The sequence below is a fragment of the Bacillus sp. ISL-4 genome, assembly GCF_018613275.1.
Lineage (GTDB): Bacteria > Bacillota > Bacilli > Bacillales > DSM-1321 > Peribacillus > Peribacillus simplex_E.
Genome location: NZ_JAGGQN010000014.1, coordinates 210,885 through 230,508, shown reverse-complemented (window position 1 = coordinate 230,508; position 19,624 = coordinate 210,885). Strand labels below are relative to the sequence as shown.

The 19,624-nt window shown below is 42.5% G+C and carries 17 protein-coding genes and 1 other RNA gene; 14 read left to right on the top strand and 4 right to left on the bottom strand.

Annotation, left to right across the window (positions count from 1 at the left end):
• Nucleotides 1-13 precede the first annotated feature (13 nt).
• The 5 genes from gap (at nucleotide 14) to eno (ending at nucleotide 6,114) form a co-directional block, all read left to right on the top strand.
• The gene (gene gap / locus J7J00_RS13720) at nucleotides 14-1,021 is read left to right on the top strand and encodes a type I glyceraldehyde-3-phosphate dehydrogenase (RefSeq protein ID WP_214791325.1); all 1,008 of its coding nucleotides are present in this window, start codon (nucleotides 14-16) and stop codon (nucleotides 1,019-1,021) included.
• A gap of 246 nt (nucleotides 1,022-1,267) precedes the next feature.
• Nucleotides 1,268-2,452: a phosphoglycerate kinase gene (locus J7J00_RS13715; protein WP_214791324.1), complete on the top strand. Its 1,185-nt coding sequence runs from the start codon at nucleotides 1,268-1,270 to the stop codon at nucleotides 2,450-2,452.
• A 46-nt stretch (nucleotides 2,453-2,498) separates the two neighbouring features.
• Nucleotides 2,499-3,260 (top strand): triose-phosphate isomerase, encoded by a 762-nt coding sequence (gene tpiA, locus J7J00_RS13710; RefSeq protein WP_214791323.1) that lies wholly within the window; start codon nucleotides 2,499-2,501, stop codon nucleotides 3,258-3,260.
• Complete coding sequence (gpmI, locus tag J7J00_RS13705) at nucleotides 3,253-4,788, top strand: 2,3-bisphosphoglycerate-independent phosphoglycerate mutase (RefSeq protein ID WP_214791322.1); 1,536 nt, start codon at nucleotides 3,253-3,255, stop codon at nucleotides 4,786-4,788. Before tpiA ends, gpmI begins: the two co-directional genes overlap by 8 nt.
• A gap of 30 nt (nucleotides 4,789-4,818) precedes the next feature.
• Complete coding sequence (gene eno, locus J7J00_RS13700; protein ID WP_096339382.1) at nucleotides 4,819-6,114, top strand: phosphopyruvate hydratase; 1,296 nt, start codon at nucleotides 4,819-4,821, stop codon at nucleotides 6,112-6,114.
• A gap of 178 nt (nucleotides 6,115-6,292) precedes the next feature.
• Here eno and J7J00_RS13695 read toward each other — a convergent pair whose 3' ends face one another.
• Complete coding sequence (locus tag J7J00_RS13695; protein WP_214791321.1) at nucleotides 6,293-7,123, bottom strand: M15 family metallopeptidase; 831 nt, start codon at nucleotides 7,121-7,123, stop codon at nucleotides 6,293-6,295.
• Between the two features lie 55 nt (nucleotides 7,124-7,178).
• Nucleotides 7,179-7,721 carry a hypothetical protein gene (locus J7J00_RS13690; RefSeq protein WP_214791320.1) on the bottom strand — a complete coding sequence of 181 codons (543 nt, stop codon included), beginning with the start codon at nucleotides 7,719-7,721 and terminating at the stop codon, nucleotides 7,179-7,181.
• A 176-nt stretch (nucleotides 7,722-7,897) separates the two neighbouring features.
• On the opposite strand from J7J00_RS13690, the gene secG reads away from it, so the two are divergent.
• From secG to ssrA, 5 genes are all read left to right on the top strand, one after another.
• Nucleotides 7,898-8,131: a preprotein translocase subunit SecG gene (secG, locus tag J7J00_RS13685; RefSeq protein WP_063233970.1), complete on the top strand. Its 234-nt coding sequence runs from the start codon at nucleotides 7,898-7,900 to the stop codon at nucleotides 8,129-8,131.
• A 140-nt stretch (nucleotides 8,132-8,271) separates the two neighbouring features.
• Nucleotides 8,272-9,018 (top strand): alpha/beta hydrolase, encoded by a 747-nt coding sequence (locus J7J00_RS13680; RefSeq protein ID WP_214791319.1) that lies wholly within the window; start codon nucleotides 8,272-8,274, stop codon nucleotides 9,016-9,018.
• A gap of 33 nt (nucleotides 9,019-9,051) precedes the next feature.
• A complete protein-coding gene (gene rnr / locus J7J00_RS13675; protein ID WP_214791318.1) occupies nucleotides 9,052-11,409 on the top strand; it encodes a ribonuclease R in 2,358 nt (785 codons plus the stop codon).
• Between the two features lie 67 nt (nucleotides 11,410-11,476).
• On the top strand, nucleotides 11,477-11,944 hold the full coding sequence (gene smpB, locus J7J00_RS13670; RefSeq protein WP_214791317.1) for an SsrA-binding protein SmpB: 468 nt from the start codon (nucleotides 11,477-11,479) through the stop codon (nucleotides 11,942-11,944).
• A 123-nt stretch (nucleotides 11,945-12,067) separates the two neighbouring features.
• Nucleotides 12,068-12,429: a transfer-messenger RNA gene (gene ssrA / locus J7J00_RS13665) on the top strand.
• A 321-nt stretch (nucleotides 12,430-12,750) separates the two neighbouring features.
• Here the strand turns inward: ssrA and J7J00_RS13660 are convergent.
• A complete protein-coding gene (locus tag J7J00_RS13660; protein WP_214791316.1) occupies nucleotides 12,751-13,905 on the bottom strand; it encodes a DUF2515 family protein in 1,155 nt (384 codons plus the stop codon).
• A gap of 99 nt (nucleotides 13,906-14,004) precedes the next feature.
• Here J7J00_RS13660 and shc point away from each other — a divergent pair, with 99 nt between their 5' ends.
• From shc to J7J00_RS13640, 4 genes are all read left to right on the top strand, one after another.
• Nucleotides 14,005-15,873: a squalene--hopene cyclase gene (shc, locus tag J7J00_RS13655; protein ID WP_214791315.1), complete on the top strand. Its 1,869-nt coding sequence runs from the start codon at nucleotides 14,005-14,007 to the stop codon at nucleotides 15,871-15,873.
• Between the two features lie 101 nt (nucleotides 15,874-15,974).
• Entirely contained in the window at nucleotides 15,975-16,520 is a 546-nt protein-coding gene (locus J7J00_RS13650) for an HXXEE domain-containing protein (RefSeq protein ID WP_214791314.1), read from the top strand.
• Nucleotides 16,521-16,556: 36 nt separating this feature from the next.
• A complete protein-coding gene (locus J7J00_RS13645) occupies nucleotides 16,557-17,459 on the top strand; it encodes a TIGR01777 family oxidoreductase (RefSeq protein WP_214791313.1) in 903 nt (300 codons plus the stop codon).
• A 455-nt stretch (nucleotides 17,460-17,914) separates the two neighbouring features.
• Nucleotides 17,915-18,778: a nuclease-related domain-containing protein gene (locus J7J00_RS13640; RefSeq protein WP_214791312.1), complete on the top strand. Its 864-nt coding sequence runs from the start codon at nucleotides 17,915-17,917 to the stop codon at nucleotides 18,776-18,778.
• A 353-nt stretch (nucleotides 18,779-19,131) separates the two neighbouring features.
• Here J7J00_RS13640 and J7J00_RS13635 read toward each other — a convergent pair whose 3' ends face one another.
• On the bottom strand, nucleotides 19,132-19,608 hold the full coding sequence (locus J7J00_RS13635) for a helical membrane plugin domain-containing protein (protein WP_063595796.1): 477 nt from the start codon (nucleotides 19,606-19,608) through the stop codon (nucleotides 19,132-19,134).
• Between the last annotated feature and the right edge of the window lie 16 nt (nucleotides 19,609-19,624).

The window sequence follows — 19,624 nt, the reverse complement described above, 5'->3', positions numbered from 1 at the left end:
GGAGGAATTTTTCATGGCAGTAAAAGTTGGTATTAATGGTTTTGGACGTATTGGACGTAATGTATTTCGTGCAGCATTGAGTAATCCTGGGGTAGAGATTGTTGCTATTAACGACTTAACGGATGCTAATATGTTAGCGCACCTTCTTCAATACGATACAATTCATGGATCTCTTAATGAAAAAGTAACAGTTGATGGGGATTACCTTGTTGTTGATGGCCACAAAGTAAAAGTATTGGCTGAACGTGATCCTGCACAATTAGCATGGGGTGAACTAGGAGTAGAAGTAGTTGTAGAATCTACAGGGCGTTTCACAAAACGTGCGGATGCTGCTAAACATTTAGAAGCTGGCGCGAAGAAAGTAATCATCTCTGCTCCTGCATCTGATGAAGATATCACGATTGTCATGGGTGTAAATGAAGACAAATATGATTCAGCAAACCACCATGTAATCTCTAATGCTTCTTGTACAACGAACTGCTTGGCTCCATTTGCTAAAGTGCTTCATGAACAATTCGGAATCAAACGCGGTATGATGACTACTGTTCACTCTTATACAAATGATCAGCAAATTCTTGATTTGCCTCATAAAGATTACCGCCGTGCACGTGCAGCTGCCGAGAATATCATTCCTACAACAACTGGGGCAGCAAAAGCTGTTGCACTTGTCCTTCCTGAACTTAAAGGGAAATTGAATGGTATGGCAATGCGCGTACCTACTCCAAACGTGTCTGTTGTCGACCTTGTTGCAGAGCTTGAAAAAGACACAACAGTTGAAGAAGTTAATGCAGCATTCAAAAAGGCTTCTGAAGGCGAATTAAAAGGAATTCTTGAGTACAGCGAACTTCCGTTAGTATCAACTGACTATAACGGTAACCCATCATCATCTACAATTGATGCCCTTTCCACAATGGTAATGGAAGGAAACATGGTTAAAGTATTATCTTGGTATGACAATGAAACAGGATATTCTAGCCGTGTTGTTGATTTGATCGACTATTTGGCTAAAAAAGGATTGTAATTAGATAATAAAAAAACCTCACCAAGGTGAGGTTTTTTTTATCACACCTCTAAAAAAACTTGGCAGAAGATGATATTATTAGTAAGTCATTAATCAGTCAAGCGTTTACATTTCTTGTTTTTGGATAATTTCCTGGAAACCGACTATAATGAAAAAGAGAAAAGGGGAGTTGGGAAATTTACCCTCTCCTTTTTTGACTAAAAGAATCAAAAATATGATAACAATATCTAAGGAGGTTCTTGGATTATGAATAAAAAGTCGATTAAAGATATTGAATTAAAGGGGAAACGCGTATTTTGCCGTGTTGATTTCAATGTGCCGATGCAGGACGGAAAGATTTCGGACGATACTAGAATCAAAGCAGCACTGCCGACGATTTCCTATCTGACAGAACAGGGAGCTAAAGTCATCTTAGCCAGCCACCTTGGCCGTCCTAAAGGACAAGTCGTTGAAGAATTGCGTCTAGCACCTGTTGCAAAAAGACTAAGCGAACTTAGTGGCAAAGACGTGCAAAAGGCAGAAGAAGCTTACGGAGAGACCGTGCAATCAATCATTGATAACATGCAAAATGGCGAGATCTTGTTGTTGGAAAACGTTCGTTTCTATCCAGGAGAAGAGAAAAACGATCAAGAATTGGCGAAGTCATTTGCAGCACTAGCTGATGTTTATGTTAACGATGCATTCGGAGCTGCGCATCGTGCACATGCTTCAACTGAAGGAATAGCACACCATCTCCCAGCTGTTTCCGGATTGCTGATGGAAAAAGAGCTTTCTGTACTAGGAAAAGCCCTATCGAACCCGGAACGTCCTTTTACAGCTATAATTGGCGGAGCAAAAGTAAAGGATAAGATAGGCGTTATCGAAAACCTTTTGGAAAAAGTCGATCACTTGATCATTGGTGGTGGCCTGGGTTATACATTCATTAAAGCGCAAGGTCATGAAATCGGTAATTCTTTATTGGAAGAAGACAAAATAGAATTGGCCAAATCTTTCATCGAAAGTGCAAAAGAAAAAGGCGTAAAACTTCATTTGCCTATCGATGCAGTCGTAACGGCTGAATTTTCACCTGATGCAGAGGCAGAGAATGTCGATATCGATGCTATTCCAAATGATAAAATGGCTCTTGATATCGGTCCAAAAACAAGTGATTTATTTGCGGATGTAATCAAAAGTTCTAAGCTAGTGATTTGGAATGGACCCATGGGTGTATTCGAGTTCGATAAATTTGCGAATGGAACGAGAACGGTTGCTAGAGCCTTGGCGGAAGCAAAAGATACGTACAGCATTGTAGGCGGAGGGGATTCAGCCGCAGCTGCAGAAAAGTTTGGCTTGGCAGAAAAGATGTCCCATATTTCAACTGGCGGCGGTGCATCTCTTGAGTTCATGGAAGGCAAAGAATTGCCTGGCGTTGTGGCCTTGAACGATAAATAAGATCAATCCGTTACATATTTCAACTTTAGAAGGGATGAGAAACCAAATGCGTAAACCGATTATTGCAGGAAACTGGAAAATGAATAAAACACTATCTGAAGCGACTGCCTTCTTAGAAGAAGTGAGCAATTTGATTCCGAAGCAAGATGTAATTGATACGGTTGTATGTGCTCCAGCTTTATTTTTGGATCAGCTGGTTCAAGCAGCAAAAGGAACCGATGTGAAAATCGGGGCGCAGAACATGCACTTTGAAGAAAGCGGTGCTTTCACAGGAGAAATCAGCCCAATCGCATTGGCTGATCTTGGTGTATCCTACGTCATACTTGGTCATTCTGAGCGCCGGGAACTGTTCAACGAAACGGATGAAGCCGTTAATAAAAAAGCTCATGCCGCTTTTGCCCACCAGTTGACTCCGATCGTTTGCTGCGGTGAAACACTTGAGCAAAGGGAAGCTGGCGAAACGAATGATTTCGTAGGCAGTCAGATTGAAAAAGGCCTGGCAGGATTATCTGAAGATCAATTGAAACAAGCCGTTATTGCTTATGAGCCGATTTGGGCGATTGGAACAGGAAAATCGTCATCTGCTCAAGATGCAAATGAGGTTTGTGCGCATATCCGCTCAGTTGTTGTCGACAAATTTTCAAATGAAGCAGCTGCAGCCATCCGAATTCAGTACGGTGGCAGTGTAAAACCTGAAAATATTAAAGAGTACATGGCACAACCTGATATAGACGGTGCGTTGGTTGGCGGTGCAAGCTTGAAATCCGATTCATTTTTACAATTGCTGGAGGCTGGTCACTATGAGTAAGTCGCCTGTGGCACTTATCATCTTAGACGGTTTTGGCTGCCGTAACGAAGAAAAGGGAAATGCTGTTTTTCATGCGAAAAAACCGAACTTTGACCGCTTTTGGGAACAGTATCCGCATTCCCATTTAACTGCAAGCGGGGAAGCGGTCGGCTTGCCTGCCGGTCAAATGGGGAACTCGGAAGTGGGGCATTTGAATATCGGGGCAGGACGGATCGTTTATCAAAGTCTAACCCGTGTGAACCTGGCTATCCGTGAAGGCGAGTTTGCACAAAACCCAACTTTGGTCGATGCCATGAGCTATACCAAGGAAAAAGGCACGGACCTTCATCTTTTCGGTCTTCTTTCAGATGGCGGCGTGCACAGTCATATTGATCATATGTATGCCCTGCTGAAATTGGCCGCTAAAGAAGGAGTTAAAAATGTATATGTACATGCATTCTTAGATGGCCGTGATGTCGGACCGAAAACGGCGCAGGGTTATATTAAGGAAGCGGAAGCGAAAATGAAGGAAATCGGTGTTGGTCAGTTTGCGACCATATCCGGAAGATATTATTCAATGGACCGTGATAAGCGCTGGGAACGTGTGGAGAAATCCTACCGTTCGATGGTGTATGGTGATGGCCCTGCTTACTCTTCTGCAATGGAATGTGTCGAGGATTCCTACGAACATGGTATTTTTGACGAGTTCGTGATACCTTCAGTCATAACGGCGGAAGACGGTAAACCGGTGGCAACGATAAAAGATGATGATGCCGTAATCTTTTATAACTTCCGTCCAGACCGGGCGATCCAGATTTCCAATACGTTCACGAATGAGGATTTTCGCTCATTTGACCGCGGTCCTGGACATCCGAAGCATCTCCATTTTGTCTGCTTGACACATTTTTCGGAAACAGTTGACGGATATGTTGCATTTAAACCGACAAATCTTGATAATACATTAGGGGAAGTACTTTCCCAAAACCAGCTAACCCAGCTTCGTATCGCTGAAACTGAAAAATATCCGCATGTGACGTTTTTCATGAGCGGCGGACGTGAAGAGAAGTTTCCTGGTGAAGAGAGGATTTTAATTAATTCCCCGAAAGTCGCTACATATGATTTACAACCGGAAATGAGTGCTTATGAAGTGACGGATGCATTGTTGGAACAGATTGAGGCTGACCGCTTTGATGCCATTCTCTTGAATTTTGCCAACCCGGACATGGTTGGTCATTCAGGGATGCTTGAGCCTACCATTAAAGCGATTGAAACAGTGGATGAATGCCTAGGCAGGATTGTCGATTTAATCGTCTCAAAAGGCGGTACAGCAATCATTACCGCTGACCACGGGAATGCTGATGAAGTCGTAACGCTTGAAGGCGATCCCATGACAGCCCATACTACGAATCCTGTGCCTGTCATTATCACTAAAAATCAGGTAACATTAAGAACAGGTGGTATCTTAGGCGATTTAGCTCCAACGATGCTTGATTTGCTTGGAGTCGAAAAACCTGTTGAAATGACAGGGAAATCCCTATTATCTAAATAAAATTGTGAATAGGAAAAGGAGAGATTTATAATGCCGTACATCGAACATGTATATGCACGCGAAGTGCTAGATTCCCGTGGTAACCCAACAATAGAAGTAGAAATCCAAACAGAGTCCGGATACTTTGGACGTGCAATCGTACCATCAGGTGCTTCAACAGGGGAACACGAAGCGGTTGAGCTTCGTGACGGAGATAAATCTCGTTACCTGGGTAAAGGGGTACAAAAAGCAGTCGATAATGTAAATGACATCATTGCTGAAGCTGTCATCGGTTTGGATGTAACGAACCAAGCAGGCCTTGACCTTACTATGATTGAATTGGATGGCACTGAAAACAAAGGAAACCTGGGAGCTAATGCAATCCTTGGCGTGTCAATGGCTGCTGCCCATGCCGCTGCGGAATTTTCAGGTTTACCATTGTATCGTTACCTTGGAGGGTTCAATGCGAAACAACTTCCAACTCCAATGATGAACATCATTAACGGCGGATCACATGCCGATAACAATGTTGACTTCCAGGAATTCATGATCCTTCCTGTAGGCGCTCCTAGCTTCAAAGAAGCAGTTCGTATGGGTGCTGAAGTATTCCATGCATTGAAATCTGTCCTTTCTGCCAAAGGCTTGAATACGGCAGTCGGCGATGAAGGCGGCTTTGCGCCAAACCTTGGTTCAAACCGTGAAGCACTGCAAGTCATCATCGAGGCAATTGAAAAAGCTGGCTACAAAGCAGGCGAAGATATCTACCTTGGCATGGACGTAGCTTCATCTGAATTCTATAACAAAGAAACAGGCAAATATGATCTTGCAGGCGAAGGCCGTAATGGTGTTACATCCGAAGAAATGGTTGCTTTCTATGAAGAGCTAGTGAATGAGTTCCCTATTCTCTCCATCGAAGACGGCCTGGATGAAAATGACTGGGAAGGCCATAAACTTTTAACGGAACGCATCGGTACTAAAGTTCAACTTGTTGGTGACGATCTTTTCGTAACGAACACGAAAAAATTGGCTGAAGGCATCGAAAAAGGCATCGGTAACTCCATCCTGATCAAAGTGAACCAAATTGGTACACTGACAGAAACGTTTGATGCAATCGAAATGGCTAAACGCGCAGGCTATACGGCAGTCGTTTCCCACCGTTCCGGTGAAACGGAAGATGCAACGATCGCTGATATTGCCGTTGCAACAAACGCAGGACAAATCAAAACTGGTTCAATGTCCCGTACAGACCGTATCGCTAAATACAACCAACTTCTTCGCATCGAAGACCAGCTTGGCGACTTGGCTGTATATGGCGGCTTGAAATCTTTCTATAACTTGAAGAAGTAATAACGCTAAAATCCTCTTCTGACGAGAAGCGGATGGAGATAATTATTTCTTTTCACCTCCCATTCCATGTGAATGGGAGGTTTTTTTGCTTATAAAGTTAGCCGCCGAGCTGATAAAAGGATTTAATCAAACGTTTGATTAATATAAAAAAAAGGTGCCGCATCCGGGCACCTTTTTTTTATTTATTCGATACAGCTTCCACTGGTACGGCATTATAGTATTCTTCTAATGTAATCTTCGCTTCAAAGATTTCAGTTGCGGTATCGACACCAACATAACGGATGTGCCATGGTTCGTATTTATACCCTGTGATGTTTTCCTTGCCTTCAGGGTAGCGGATGATAAATCCGTATTCATGTGCATGTTCAGCAAGCCAGGTCGCTTCATTCGTATCACCGAAGCAGTCTTGGGCAGCACATGCACCGTCGTGGGTCGTAACATCAATCGCTAGACCCGTTTCATGCTCGCTTGTCCCAGGCAATGCACTGTAGGTTTTCGCTTTTTCTTCCCCGTCCTTAGCCACATAGTTATTAAAGACGGTGATTTGTCTTTGGTGTGAGCGGTAAGCGGAAACGCCGGCAAAGTGCATGCTGTCTTTTTCGGCAGCTTGGAACATTTTTTCAAGAGCCTTCCCCGCTTCTTCGCGCATCATTCTTTTTTCGATTTTATCTTGAAAGATGAAATCTACTTTTGGGTAGATGAGGTCAGCGGGTTTATAATCTTCAGGCAGGCTGTATTGTTTGTTGACAAGTACAGGTATGCTTTCCGGATGAGATAACGTCTGAAGGCCAGCCTGTGCGGGTTTAGCCGCTTCATCAACTTCCACCTGGCGTTGGGTCGATTCTTTTGAATCATCATTCTTGTCGGTTTCTGTCTCCGTCTCTGTATCCTGGGAGCTCGGTTGTTCTTCTTTTTGCTCTTTTTCATGATCGCTTGTCAGGTCTGATGAACAGCCAGCCATCAGAATGAAAGATGATAGAGCGGTTGCTGCAAAAATAGGTTTTAACATTTGAAAGGCCCCTTGCTTTTAATATAAGATTTCCAATAAAAGTAGTTTTGAAAAATTATCGTGATAAGTAATCCCTTGTTAATTCACTTTGATATTTATCTAGAAATAAGCCAATCCAGACGACCATCAATAAAAATGGATAATCATTACGAACTGCGGTTTGCACGACGGGATCAGACCAAAAGTTCGAAAGGAAACCAGATGACATCCTGATTGTCTCGAATGTGACAAGGGCGTGAAGCGATAACCAAAGAATCGTAAGAGTATTTGTCCCAAACCCAATGACCGCTGCTATGACGCTCAGCAAGGCGGCTGCTGCCCCAATCAGGAGGACATGGAAGCTGGATTGGAAAAAATCGGTACCGCTATTGGAAAGTCCATTATAAATAATAGCAGTAAAATAAACGGTTGTCGTGATATATGCAGCAAATAATAAGTATCGATTTCCGTGATACTTTGCCAGCAGCAATAAAATTGGTGATAGAATGATTAATAGGATACTGATAAGATTGCTTCCGCCTGTCCATAAAGAATAGCCGGCAACCGCCGAGAATAGGATGGTCAGGAGATCAAGAATCCGAAGTATGGACTTAAACATGTTGACACCTCTTTCTCTATTTATGCAAATTATCTCAAACTTTGTTTCAAAAAGAAATAAATGACTATGGGTTTTTAGGAATTCTTACCATCATAGTATAACAAAGATTGTGGATATTTATTGGGTGTGGTAAAGTTAAAGTAATTGTTTATTGGTTCTTCAGGAGGTGTAATTGCATGCATGCATTTCTCATAACGCTTTTAGTGATTGTCAGTATCGCCCTCATTGTGACGGTATTGCTTCAATCAGGTAAGAGTGCAGGTTTATCGGGTGCGATTGCCGGCGGTGCTGAGCAGCTATTCGGAAAGCAAAAGGCACGCGGTTTGGACCTAGTTTTACATCGTGCAACGATAGTATTGGCGATTTTATTCTTTGCTTTAACTTTACTTGTTGCTTTCTTTGATGTGTAATGGATCAAAAATGAGTCTAGCTAATTAGCTAGGCTTTTTTCTTTGCACAATAGTTGCATGAATAGATATAGTGATTTTGGTACTTAATTATAGGATAGGGATATTTTGAATTCTATTTACTGATAAAGGAGTTTGAAGTCATGAAAATCAAGCTGCAGCAGCCCTTTACTTTTGAAGGCGGAAAAAGGGCTGTCTTACTTTTACATGGATTTACGGGGAATTCGGCGGATGTACGGATGCTGGGCCGTTACTTGGAGAAACAGGGATACACCTGCCATGCCCCGCACTATAAAGGGCATGGCGTTCCGCCAGAGGAACTGGTGAAAACGGGTCCGGAAGATTGGTGGAATGATGTCATGATGGCCTATGATTTTCTGAAAAGCAAAGGCCATGAAGAAATTGCTGTTGCCGGACTCTCATTAGGAGGCGTATTTTCTCTTAAATTAGGTTACACTGTACCTATAAAGGGTATCATATCAATGTGTGCGCCTATGCATATTAAAAGTGAAGAAATGATGTTTAAAGGAGTATTGGAGTACGCCAGAGAATTTAAGAAGTATGAAGGAAAAACTCAAGAGCAAATAGAGCTTGAAATGGACCTCCTTGCCGATAAACCGATGAATACATTGAAAGCCCTTCAGGAATTGATAACGGATGTAAGAGAGCACGTCGACCTTATTTACGCTCCGACATTTGTCGTGCAGGGCCGGCATGATGATGTTATCAATCCAAAAAGTGCCGATATTATTATTGATTCCATTGAATCACCGGTCAAACGAATCAAGTGGTATGAAGAATCCGGCCATGTCATAACTCTTGATAAAGAAAAAGACCAGTTGCATGAAGATGTATTGGAATTTTTAGAAAGTCTGGATTGGTCCGAATAACAAATTTATTATACCCTGAATAGGAGGGTTTTCATGGAAGATAACATTCAAGAACATATTAATAAGCTTCTGACATACATGACGGATGAAGCGTATAAGCCGTTAACGGTACAAGAACTGGAAGAGGCTTTGAAAATCGAAGACTCGGCAGATTTCAAGAATTTCGTTAAGGCTTTAGTAAAAATGGAAGAAAAGGGATTGGTGGTCAGAACGAGAAGCAATCGTTACGGCCTGCCGCAAAAAATGAATTTGTTCCGCGGTAAATTAACGGGACATGCAAAGGGATTCGCATTTGTGACACCTGACGATAACCCGGGAATGGATGATATTTTCATTCCGCCAAATGAAACGGGCACAGCGATGCATGGAGATGTCGTCATGGTACGAGTGTCTTCGGAAACATCGGGCTCAAGGCAAGAAGGCACGGTCATCAGGATACTTGAACGCGGAATTACACAAGTGGTCGGTACATACTCCGAAAGTAAAAGTTTTGGTTTCGTCATCCCTGATGATAAAAAGATCGCAAATGATATCTTCATTCCACAGCATGCTTCCCATGGAGCGGTAGAGGGACATAAGGTTGTCGTCAAGCTGACTTCTTATCCTGAAGGACGTGTAAGTGCAGAAGGCGAAGTCATTGAGATTCTTGGGCATAAGAATGACCCTGGTGTAGATATTCTTTCAGTGATCCATAAATATGGTTTGCCGATGGAGTTCCCGGATGACGTCATGGAGCAAGCCAATGCCGTTTCGGATACCATTCAAGAAAGTGAAATTGGCAGCCGCAGGGATTTGCGGAGTGATGTTTTGGTCACGATTGATGGAGCGGATGCAAAGGACCTGGATGATGCCGTCACTGTTTCTAAACTTGAAAATGGCAATTACAAGCTGGGTGTGCATATTGCTGATGTCAGCCATTATGTAACGGAAGGTTCGCCAATCGATAAGGAAGCCTTAGAAAGAGGGACGAGCGTTTATTTGGTTGACAGGGTCATTCCGATGATCCCGCATCGTTTATCGAATGGCATTTGTTCCTTAAACCCACAAGTCGACCGCTTTACACTTTCTTGTGAAATGGAAATCACGCCAAATGGTGAAGTTGTCAACCATGAGATTTTCGAAAGTGTCATTAAGACGACGGAACGTATGACATATGGCAATGTGAACAAAATCCTTGTGGATAAGGATGAAGAACAACTCGAACGCTATGAAGCGTTGGTGCCGATGTTCCAGGACATGGAGAAGTTGGCGGCCATCCTTCGAAAAAATCGGATGAACCGCGGTGCAATCGATTTTGATTTTAATGAAGCGAGAGTTATCGTTGATGAAGAGGGACATCCGACTGATGTGGTTTTACGTGAAAGGTCGGTTGCGGAAAAGCTGATTGAAGAGTTCATGCTTGCGGCCAACGAAACCGTTGCAGAACATTTCAACCGTCTTGACGTTCCGTTCATTTACCGTATTCATGAAGATCCCAAGCCGGAAAAACTGCAGCGTTTCTTTGAATTCATTACGAACTTCGGATATATTGTACGGGGGTCGGCCAATGACGTTCATCCTAAAGCGTTACAGGAAATCATTGAGGCGGTTGCCGGTAAACCGGAAGAAACGGTCATATCCACCGTCATGCTTCGTTCGATGCAACAAGCGAAATATGACCCGGAGAGCTTAGGCCACTTTGGTTTATCAGCTGAGTTTTATACACATTTCACATCACCGATTCGCCGTTATCCGGATTTGATCGTGCACAGGTTGATCAGGACCTACTTGGTGGACGGTAAACTCGATGAAGCTACGAAGGAGAAATGGAATGCCATTTTACCTGAAATTGCCGATCATACATCGAAACGTGAACGTCGCTCAGTCGATGCCGAACGGGAAACGGATGATTTGAAGAAAGCGGAATATATGCTGGATAAAATCGGCGAAGAATATACCGGGATCATTGGTTCGGTTACGAATTTCGGAATGTTCGTCGAGTTGCCGAACACCATTGAAGGACTTGTCCATGTCAGCTTTATGACGGATGATTATTACCGCTTCGATGAGCGTCAGCTTGCAATGATCGGGGAACGTACAGGTAATGTTTTCCGGATTGGCGATCAGATCGACGTACGTGTTTCCAACGTCAATAAAGAGGAACGCGCCATCGATTTTGAAATCATCGGCATGAAGGTAAGCCGTCCTCGTCCATCTGGCGAGAAGAAAATATTCAAAGCCAATTCAGGTGAACGAAAACGCGGCCGAGGCGGCAATGGGGGACGTAAGGAAGAAAAAGGCGGCGGCCGTAATGGAGATTCGACTTCTTCTGGAAGAAAATCGAAAAATAAGAAAAAATTCTTTGAAAATGCGCCAGCTGCCAAGCGCAAGAGAAAACCAAAAAAGAGATAAAGATTGAGGCGGGGGGATGATCATTACATCCTCTCGCCGCGATTGGATGTAAAAAGGGGAGAGTTAGATGCCAAAAGGCTCAGGTAAACAACTAGCACAAAATAAAAAAGCATATCATGATTTCTTTATTGAACAAACATTTGAAGCGGGAATCGTTTTAAAAGGGACCGAAATCAAAGCAATCCGTGCGGCCCGAGTGAATTTGAAGGATGCCTTTGCTAAAATAGAAAATAATGAAATTTATCTTCATAATATGCATGTCAGCCCTTATGAGCAGGGAAATCAGTTTAACCATGATCCGTTACGGACACGGAAGCTTCTTTTGCATAAGAAAGAAATCAGTAAACTGATCGGTGAAACAAAGGTAACAGGTTACACCATCGTCCCGTTGAAAATGTATTTAAAGAATGGCTTTGCCAAAGTTTTAATCGGACTTGGAAAAGGGAAGAAACAATATGACAAGCGTGATGACCTGAAGAAGAAGGAAGCGAAGCGTGATATTGAACGTGCTTTCCGTGATCGTCAGAAGATGTAAAACTGCCAAGACCTTACAATTGATTTTTTGAACCAATCTGTTATAATTAATCCTGTACCGATGACAATTGAATATCAGCCGACTTGCTGACTATTCTTCTCTCGTACGCTCCATTTCTATCATGGGGACGTTACGGATTCGACAGGGATAGTTCGAGCTTAAGTTGCGAGTCGAGGGGATCGGCCTCGTTAAAACGTCAACGCCTATAACTGGCAAACAAAACAACAACCTAGCTTTCGCTGCTTAATAACAGTCGATAGCTGTTCCTCCCTCCATGGCCCACGTGGTAGGGTAAGGGACTCACTCTAAGTGGGATACGCCGGAATCCACCGTCTGAGGATGAAGGAAGAGACCAATCAGACTAGCTGCTCTGCCGCCTGTCGATAGGCTAATGAGTTCGCGAAATGCGAATATATCGACTACACTCGTAGAAGCTTAAGTGCCGTTATGTCTGGACGTGGGTTCGACTCCCACCGTCTCCACCAATACATATATTGGTGGTTTTTTATTTGTGTGACTTGAAGCATAAAATTGTCATCATAACATCTTTATGCTTTATAAATTCGTTTATAATGTAGATCTAGTCCAATATTACACAGAGCCCTCGACAACTTCTATTGGAGTTGTCGGGGGCTCTGAAGTCTACAAGAATGTTGTTTCATTTATCTAATTTGAACTGCTGTATAACGGAACCAATCACTTAAATCGAAGTACACAATCAACAATTCGAGGAATAAAAGTCAAAATGAAAAGAGCGACCAATGCAATTATATAGAACAGCTGTCAAAATCACCGCACGTTGATGGTTATTCCTCATCCCGTAACAGAAGGGCTTCCTTTCCCATGACCGCAAGCTCAATTATTTCAAGCGTTTTGCAATAATTCCCGAATATATCTCCATTCACATCGACTTCCTTATGAATATAGTCCAGAACATGCCAATCCTCAAACCAGTCACCGCTTTCCGCATCTTCATGAGAAGTATTCGGCCAGGCGTATTTTAACAGTGGACTGTACAACCGGTCGGCGGCGCCTTTTCTCAACTTACAATTCTTGACCCGAGGTTTATAAAGGGAACGGGGGAAAAATTCGTTTACATCGTTAAACAAATCGGGCCAATAATCTTTTCGTGAACCCGTATGGGGATGATCGTTGGCCCATTTCAAAATGCCCGCTGAAATATTTGTACGCTGAAAAAGAAGGGCATACAATCTTTTTCCGAATAAAATTCGTTCGTGAAGCGAAGTGAAATGGCGCGAGGTAGCGCCGGCAAGTAAGGCTCGTTGCCTATTTCCCTCTGCACAGTATGGAAAAAGAATGTGATTGAAACGCAAAAAATCATACAACTTGAAGCTGGCCGTACCGGTTACGTTTTTTTTAAAATGATGATTTTGGATCACTCTTTTTTCCAAATAACTTTGTTCATTTATCACAGTCGCAATCGCAAGAGTGTAGGAATCCCCGCTGTTCCAAAAATAACGCCACATCGTTTCCATAAAGGTGGAAATGTGAAAAAAGTGTAAAAGGTGGAACATTTCCTGGTTGGCTTTCACGCTTAGGTCATAAATCAAACATTGGGGATACACATCCTGAAAAATCAACCAGCTGCCGCGCTCCAAAAAAGAATAAATCGCCTTCTGATCTCTTTCTGGCAGAAGTTTTGTCAGCAAATCCCCTTTTAAATCGGTCATGTTCCAGCCAACGTTCCTGGATACCATATGTCCAAGGAGGGCCCAATGGATTTCTGGATGCTCAAGATAAAAATTATAATAAGCCCGAGTCCTTGTAACATTGTTTTGATTATGTTGTTTTGTCTGTTCTCTTATATAGTGAATGCGTTGTTTATCGTTTTCGGATAAAAAGGGCAGGAGGCCGGAAGATTTACTTTTTAATTTTTTTTTCAAATCCTTCTTTACATCCGAATAGGAATCAAGCAAAAATACATCATCCCTTATCAACATTTCATTTTAACTGCGTTCGATTCTCCCATTAAAGAAATGCATATTCATATTGCTAGAGGAATATGAATACAACGTGAGTATTCAAAAGAGGGGGGTAACATGGGACATCGGGTAAATGAGGAAATGAACCGAATCGTCGATCAGTTCATTAGGGACCAATCAGATGACGGGTCCTGGCAATATCCTTTTGAGACCGGCATCGGAACAGACTGTCACATGATTATCTTATTGCGGACATTGGAGATAAATGATGAGGCGTTCATAAAAGAACTGGTGGAACGTATTGCAGGGAAACAGCAGAAAGATGGTTCATGGGGTTTGTTTTATGATGAAGGAAAAGGGAACCTTACGTCCACTGTGGAAGCTTATTATGCCCTTCTTTACTCCGGTTATCGGGACCGGGATGACCCGGATATCCAGGCAGCCAGGCGGTTTATCCTTGCCAACGGAGGGGCTACTGAAGTCCATATGTTTTTTAAAGTCCTGTTGGCTTTAACCGGACAGTGCGAGTGGCCGCCTTTCCCCATTAAGATTGAAGTGCTGCTTATACCGGACTCCTTTCCAATTAATCTTTTTGACTTCTCCATGTTTGGCAGAACGAACATCATCCCGTTACTGATTCTGGCCAATTTGGGTTTTAGCAGGAGAACGCTGCGGTCTCCTGATCTCTCTGATTTGTATCTCAAAAAAGAAAATCGTTTTTTTACAGAAGATCCGGAATTCCGCTCGGTTATCGATTCGATTCAAAAAGGGATAAAAGGCCTGAAAGACTACCCCGGAAATCTTCGCGAGTTAGCTTTAAATCGCGCCGAACAATATATGCTGGATAGAATAGAACCGGATGGCACCTTATGTAATTATTTCGGTTCAACTTCTATGATGATTTTTGCCTTATTGGCGAGGGGATATTCGAATACACATCCGGTGATTACCCGTGCCTTGCAAGGCTTAAATGCGATGACCTGCCGGATTGATGGAGAACTCCACTGCCAATATGCGACGGCTACGGTCTGGAACACGACGTTAATCAGCTATGCTCTGCAAGAATCCGGAGTCCCTTATTCATCGAATACCGTCCAGAAGGCAAACCGATATATCCTCTCCCGGCAACATGTCAAATACGGGGATTGGGTCATTCATGAACCAGACCTGTTGCCGGGAGGCTGGGGCTTTGAGGACATGAATACAATCCATCCGGATATTGACGACACAACGGCAGCACTAAGAGCGATTCGAACGTTAGCCATCGAAAGGGTGGATTGTCGACAGGCATGGGATCGGGGAATCAGCTGGCTCATTTCCATGCAAAACAATGACGGTGGATGGGCGGCATTCGAAAAGAATGTAAATAAGAAAATATTGAACCTGTTACCGATCGAGGGCGGAAAAGATTTGTTGATTGATCCGTCGACGGTTGATTTAACGGGAAGGACATTAGAGTTTTTCGGGAACTATACCCATTTGGATTTTCATCATCCTATGGTGAAACGCGGGATTCGTTGGCTGTTAAAGAATCAAGAGTCGGATGGTTCTTGGGTAGGGCGCTGGGGCGTCTATATTTATGGCACATGGGCGGCTGTAACGGGAATGGTTGCAGTTGGGATTTCCCCGAATCATCCTGCCATTCAGAAGGCTGTAAACTGGTTAAAAGCCATTCAAAATCAAGACGGAGGGTGGGGAGAATCCTGTAAAAGTGATATCGAAAATTGTTATGTGCCGTTGGGCGAAAGTACCCGCACCCATACAGCATGGGCCCTTGATACACTTATCACAGCCGCGGCTGAAGTCACACCTGACATTAAACGCGGCGCAGCTTTTTTAGTAGATGGAAAAGAAAAAGATTGGGCAAAGGCCTACCCGAAAGGAAGGGGAATGGCGGGAACCTTTTATATCAATTATCATTGTTACGAATACGTTTTTCCGTTATTGGCCTTGGCCCATTATCAAAAATTAGCTGAAGGGAGCTAAACAGGGATCTGTGGATTCAAATAGCTTTCAAGTGACTTTTTGCATATTTTTAAAGTTTGTCCCATTCAATGAATAAAACTACAACAAGCAGGAGGCAAAAGATGCTTGAAACTTTCCGCCAATTTTTCGATCTTCAAACAATTATTTGGTTGTGCCCAATCATTTTTATTTTCCATGACTTAGAAGAGATCATAACCATTGAATCTTCCATGAAGGCAAGTAAAAATAGGTTTCAAAAATCTTCTTTCGTCCAACTAATATTAAATATGAGGGAAAAACTAGGTTCGACCGCTGCCCAGCTTTCTGTTTCGGCTACTTGGATTTTGTTGATTATTTCATTCACTACAGTGGTGACTGCCCATCTCACATTAAACGGAGGGGGCTTTCTTTTATATACAGCTATTCTCAATTTATTTATTCTGCAAGCGATCATGCATGTTGTTCAGTCCATCTTTTTCAAAGGCTACACACCTGGCATCATAACGGCGCTATTCCTTCTCATCCCTTACTGTCTTATTGCCTATGACAGTTTGTTCGAACACGGTCTGATAGACGGGCATTTACTTTTTGCAAGTCTCCCGGTCAGCCTGCTCATGATCCCGATTTTTCTTGTTGGCAATCTTTTAGGCCGTTATTTTATTCAGTAACTTATAAGTAAGCAGTTGAAGAAGGAGGTGAGGAAATTGCATGTTGTTATAACGGGAGGAAGCGGGTTTGTAGGTCAAGCCTTGACTCACCTGTTGACTCAAAAGGGCCATCGAGTAACCATATTAACGCGTCTTCCTGATCGTAAAAGAACAAGTGATTTCGTTCATTATGTTGATTGGCTTTCTACAGATCATCAACCTGAAAACGAACTTAAGGATGTCGATGCGATGGTCAATTTAGCAGGGGAATCAATTAATAGCGGACGGTGGATCCAAAGTAAAAAGGAGGCTATTTTGAATAGCCGTCTTACAGTCACAAAAGAAGTCATTCGAATTTTGAGACATCTTCATCCAAGGCCAAAAGTTCTTGTTAACGCTTCAGGTGTAAGTTACTACGGGATGTCAGACTTCAAAACGTTTAATGAGTCCTCCGAAAGTGATGCAAACGATTTTTTGGCGAGTGTTGTAAAGCGTTGGGAGAAAGAAGGGGCAATGGCGAAAGAATTAGGCGTTCGAACGGTCTTCGCGCGTTTCGGCATCATTCTGGGTCAAGAGGGTGCCTTTCCGCGAATAGTGCTACCGTATAAATTAGGTTTTGGGGGGACAATCGGCAGTGGGATGCAATGGATTTCCTGGGTGCACATTCAAGATGCGGTTGAGATGGTTTACTTCTCCATAATTAATTCTGAAGTAGATGGACCGTTGAATGTGACCTCACCTCATCCAATACGCATGTCATCATACGGACAGTCCATTGCAGACGTCCTTCACCGCCCATATTGGCTTCATGTTCCTGGGGTTGTAGTAAAAATAGTACTTGGTGAAATGAGTCAGTTGGTATTAAAAGGGCAGCGGGTACTCCCTCAAAAAGCACTTTACCACAATTACTCCTTTCAATTTCCATACGTACAAAGTGCACTTTCTGATATTCTAGGTTAAAGATACATTGCGCCGGTATGAAGAAGGAAACTTACTTATTATTAAGCTTTAGTCATGACAGTACGGCAGGCCCTCCCTGCGTTGAATAGCACGCTGTGTCCTAAATCAGCTGTTCGTAGAAAATACTGACTGGCATTTGGGGTACCGTCAGATAAACGCGGAAGGCGGTACCCCTATAAGCATTAGGTACAGATGATATATCTTCAAAATCCGTTATGGTATCGATTACGACATTTATGATGAAAATATAGCAATTTGTTTTTATAAGTTGTTTTTGTCGAAAAATCGATAAATCGTGTAATTCGCAGATAAATCAGGAGTTTTCGCAGATATATCTCCATTTTCGAAGATATATTCCCAAATTCACAGATAAATTGTACAATCGTCATCATTTAAAGGAATATTCCCTTCTGCTGTAGAATCATTTGGGAGAAACCAAGATTGGAGCGATTAAATTGATTGTAAAAAAGCGAAAAGTTCCTCTTGCCATCCGCAAATTACGTGCATTAGCGTACTGGCTTCCTCCGAATCACCCCAAACTCCCCTTAATCATGAACGATCTCAAAAAAAGGGAAGCGGGCCATAAAGGGGAATGTTCCATTGATTTTCCATTAAGCTTTCTTGAACCGAAAAGCTATTACATCTTCCACGATTTAAGGCTGCAGGATCAATCACGATTTTTTCAACTGGATACCTTATTAATCTCCAAGAAATATGCGCTTAATATTGAAGTGAAGAACATTTTAGTGGCAATCTATTTTGATCCGCATTTCAACCAGCTCATTCGAACGATAGAAGGAAAAGAGACGGCATTTCCAGATCCCATCATACAAGTCAGCCGCCAAGAATCACAGTTAACCAATTGGTTCTTGAAAAATGGTTTTCCCTCACTTCCAATCCACTCTTTAATTGTCATCAGTAATCCCCAAACAATCATACGTACAGCTCCTGGTAACCATAAACTCCACTATAAAGTTATCCATCGCGATGCACTTCCTTATAAAATTAGTCAAATAGAAGATTCCATAACAGACTCCATTTTTAGTGAAAAAGATTTGAAAAAAGCCGTTCGCGTAATGAATAAACACCACATCGATGCGGACTTTTCCATTCTGGAACGATACAACCTTACCGAAGAGGACCTAATAAAAGGAGTGATATGTGAGAATTGCAAGGGGAATCAGTTATGTAGAAGGCATGGCACATGGATTTGCCCTCAATGCCAACTATCCAGTAAAAAAGCACATACCCCGGCTTTACGAGATTATTTTTATCTATTAGGCTCGACCATAACGAATCGGCAGTTGAGGGATTTTTAAACATTTCCTCTTCATCCAGTGCAACGAGGATCTTGCAATCATTGAATTTGACAAGCAGTGGTACGAATAAGGGTGAGTGTACAGCCTTTATTTTGATGAGTGATTTGGCCCTCATCATTACGCAGACTACTCTAAAAAAAGGAATAGTTTCTACACTATTCCTTAAAATTATTTCTCTATATTTAATAAGCCACGAAACAAGCAAATGATTCATATTTTTAGCGTAGGTGAGCTTTATCGTCCCATCAATCTTAATGCAATTCGGGGATTTTCAACGTGTTTCATATGCTAGCATTTCATCCAATATATAACAAAGACTCAAAAGAAGCTTCTCTTGAGTCTTTGTTCCGATTCTATTCTTTTAATTCCTTGCCCATTCCCTTTAGGAAGTGGACGCCAAAACCGATCGCCCGGTTTATGTCTGGATCATTCAATGTTTTCATTAAATCCAAAACGCCGATCTTCTTGTCGGCCTGAAGGAATTTGTTTCCTTCGTCGATTCCTGCAAGTGCACTGTTTAGCAGTTTCGTGGATTGTGCGGCATCGGCGTTCATCAAGGCTCCTGTTGCCCCCATAAGGGTATTGATCAGGTTTGTAACAGGTTGCCTTGTGATTTGTTGAAGAGCGATTTTTGCAATTTGTTCTTTTCCTTGAAGCATGGAGGTCGCGGCTTCGAATACTCCCGAGTCATTCAGTTCATTGACGATTTTAAACATATTGTTTAATGCATCTTCATTATCGGTGATCAGTGTTTTCAGTTCTTCGAGTTTTTGTAGCTTTATTTCTTCCTCAGTAATGGGATTATGGATTTCCGTAATAGGCGCTGCCATGATCTTCACCCTCCTT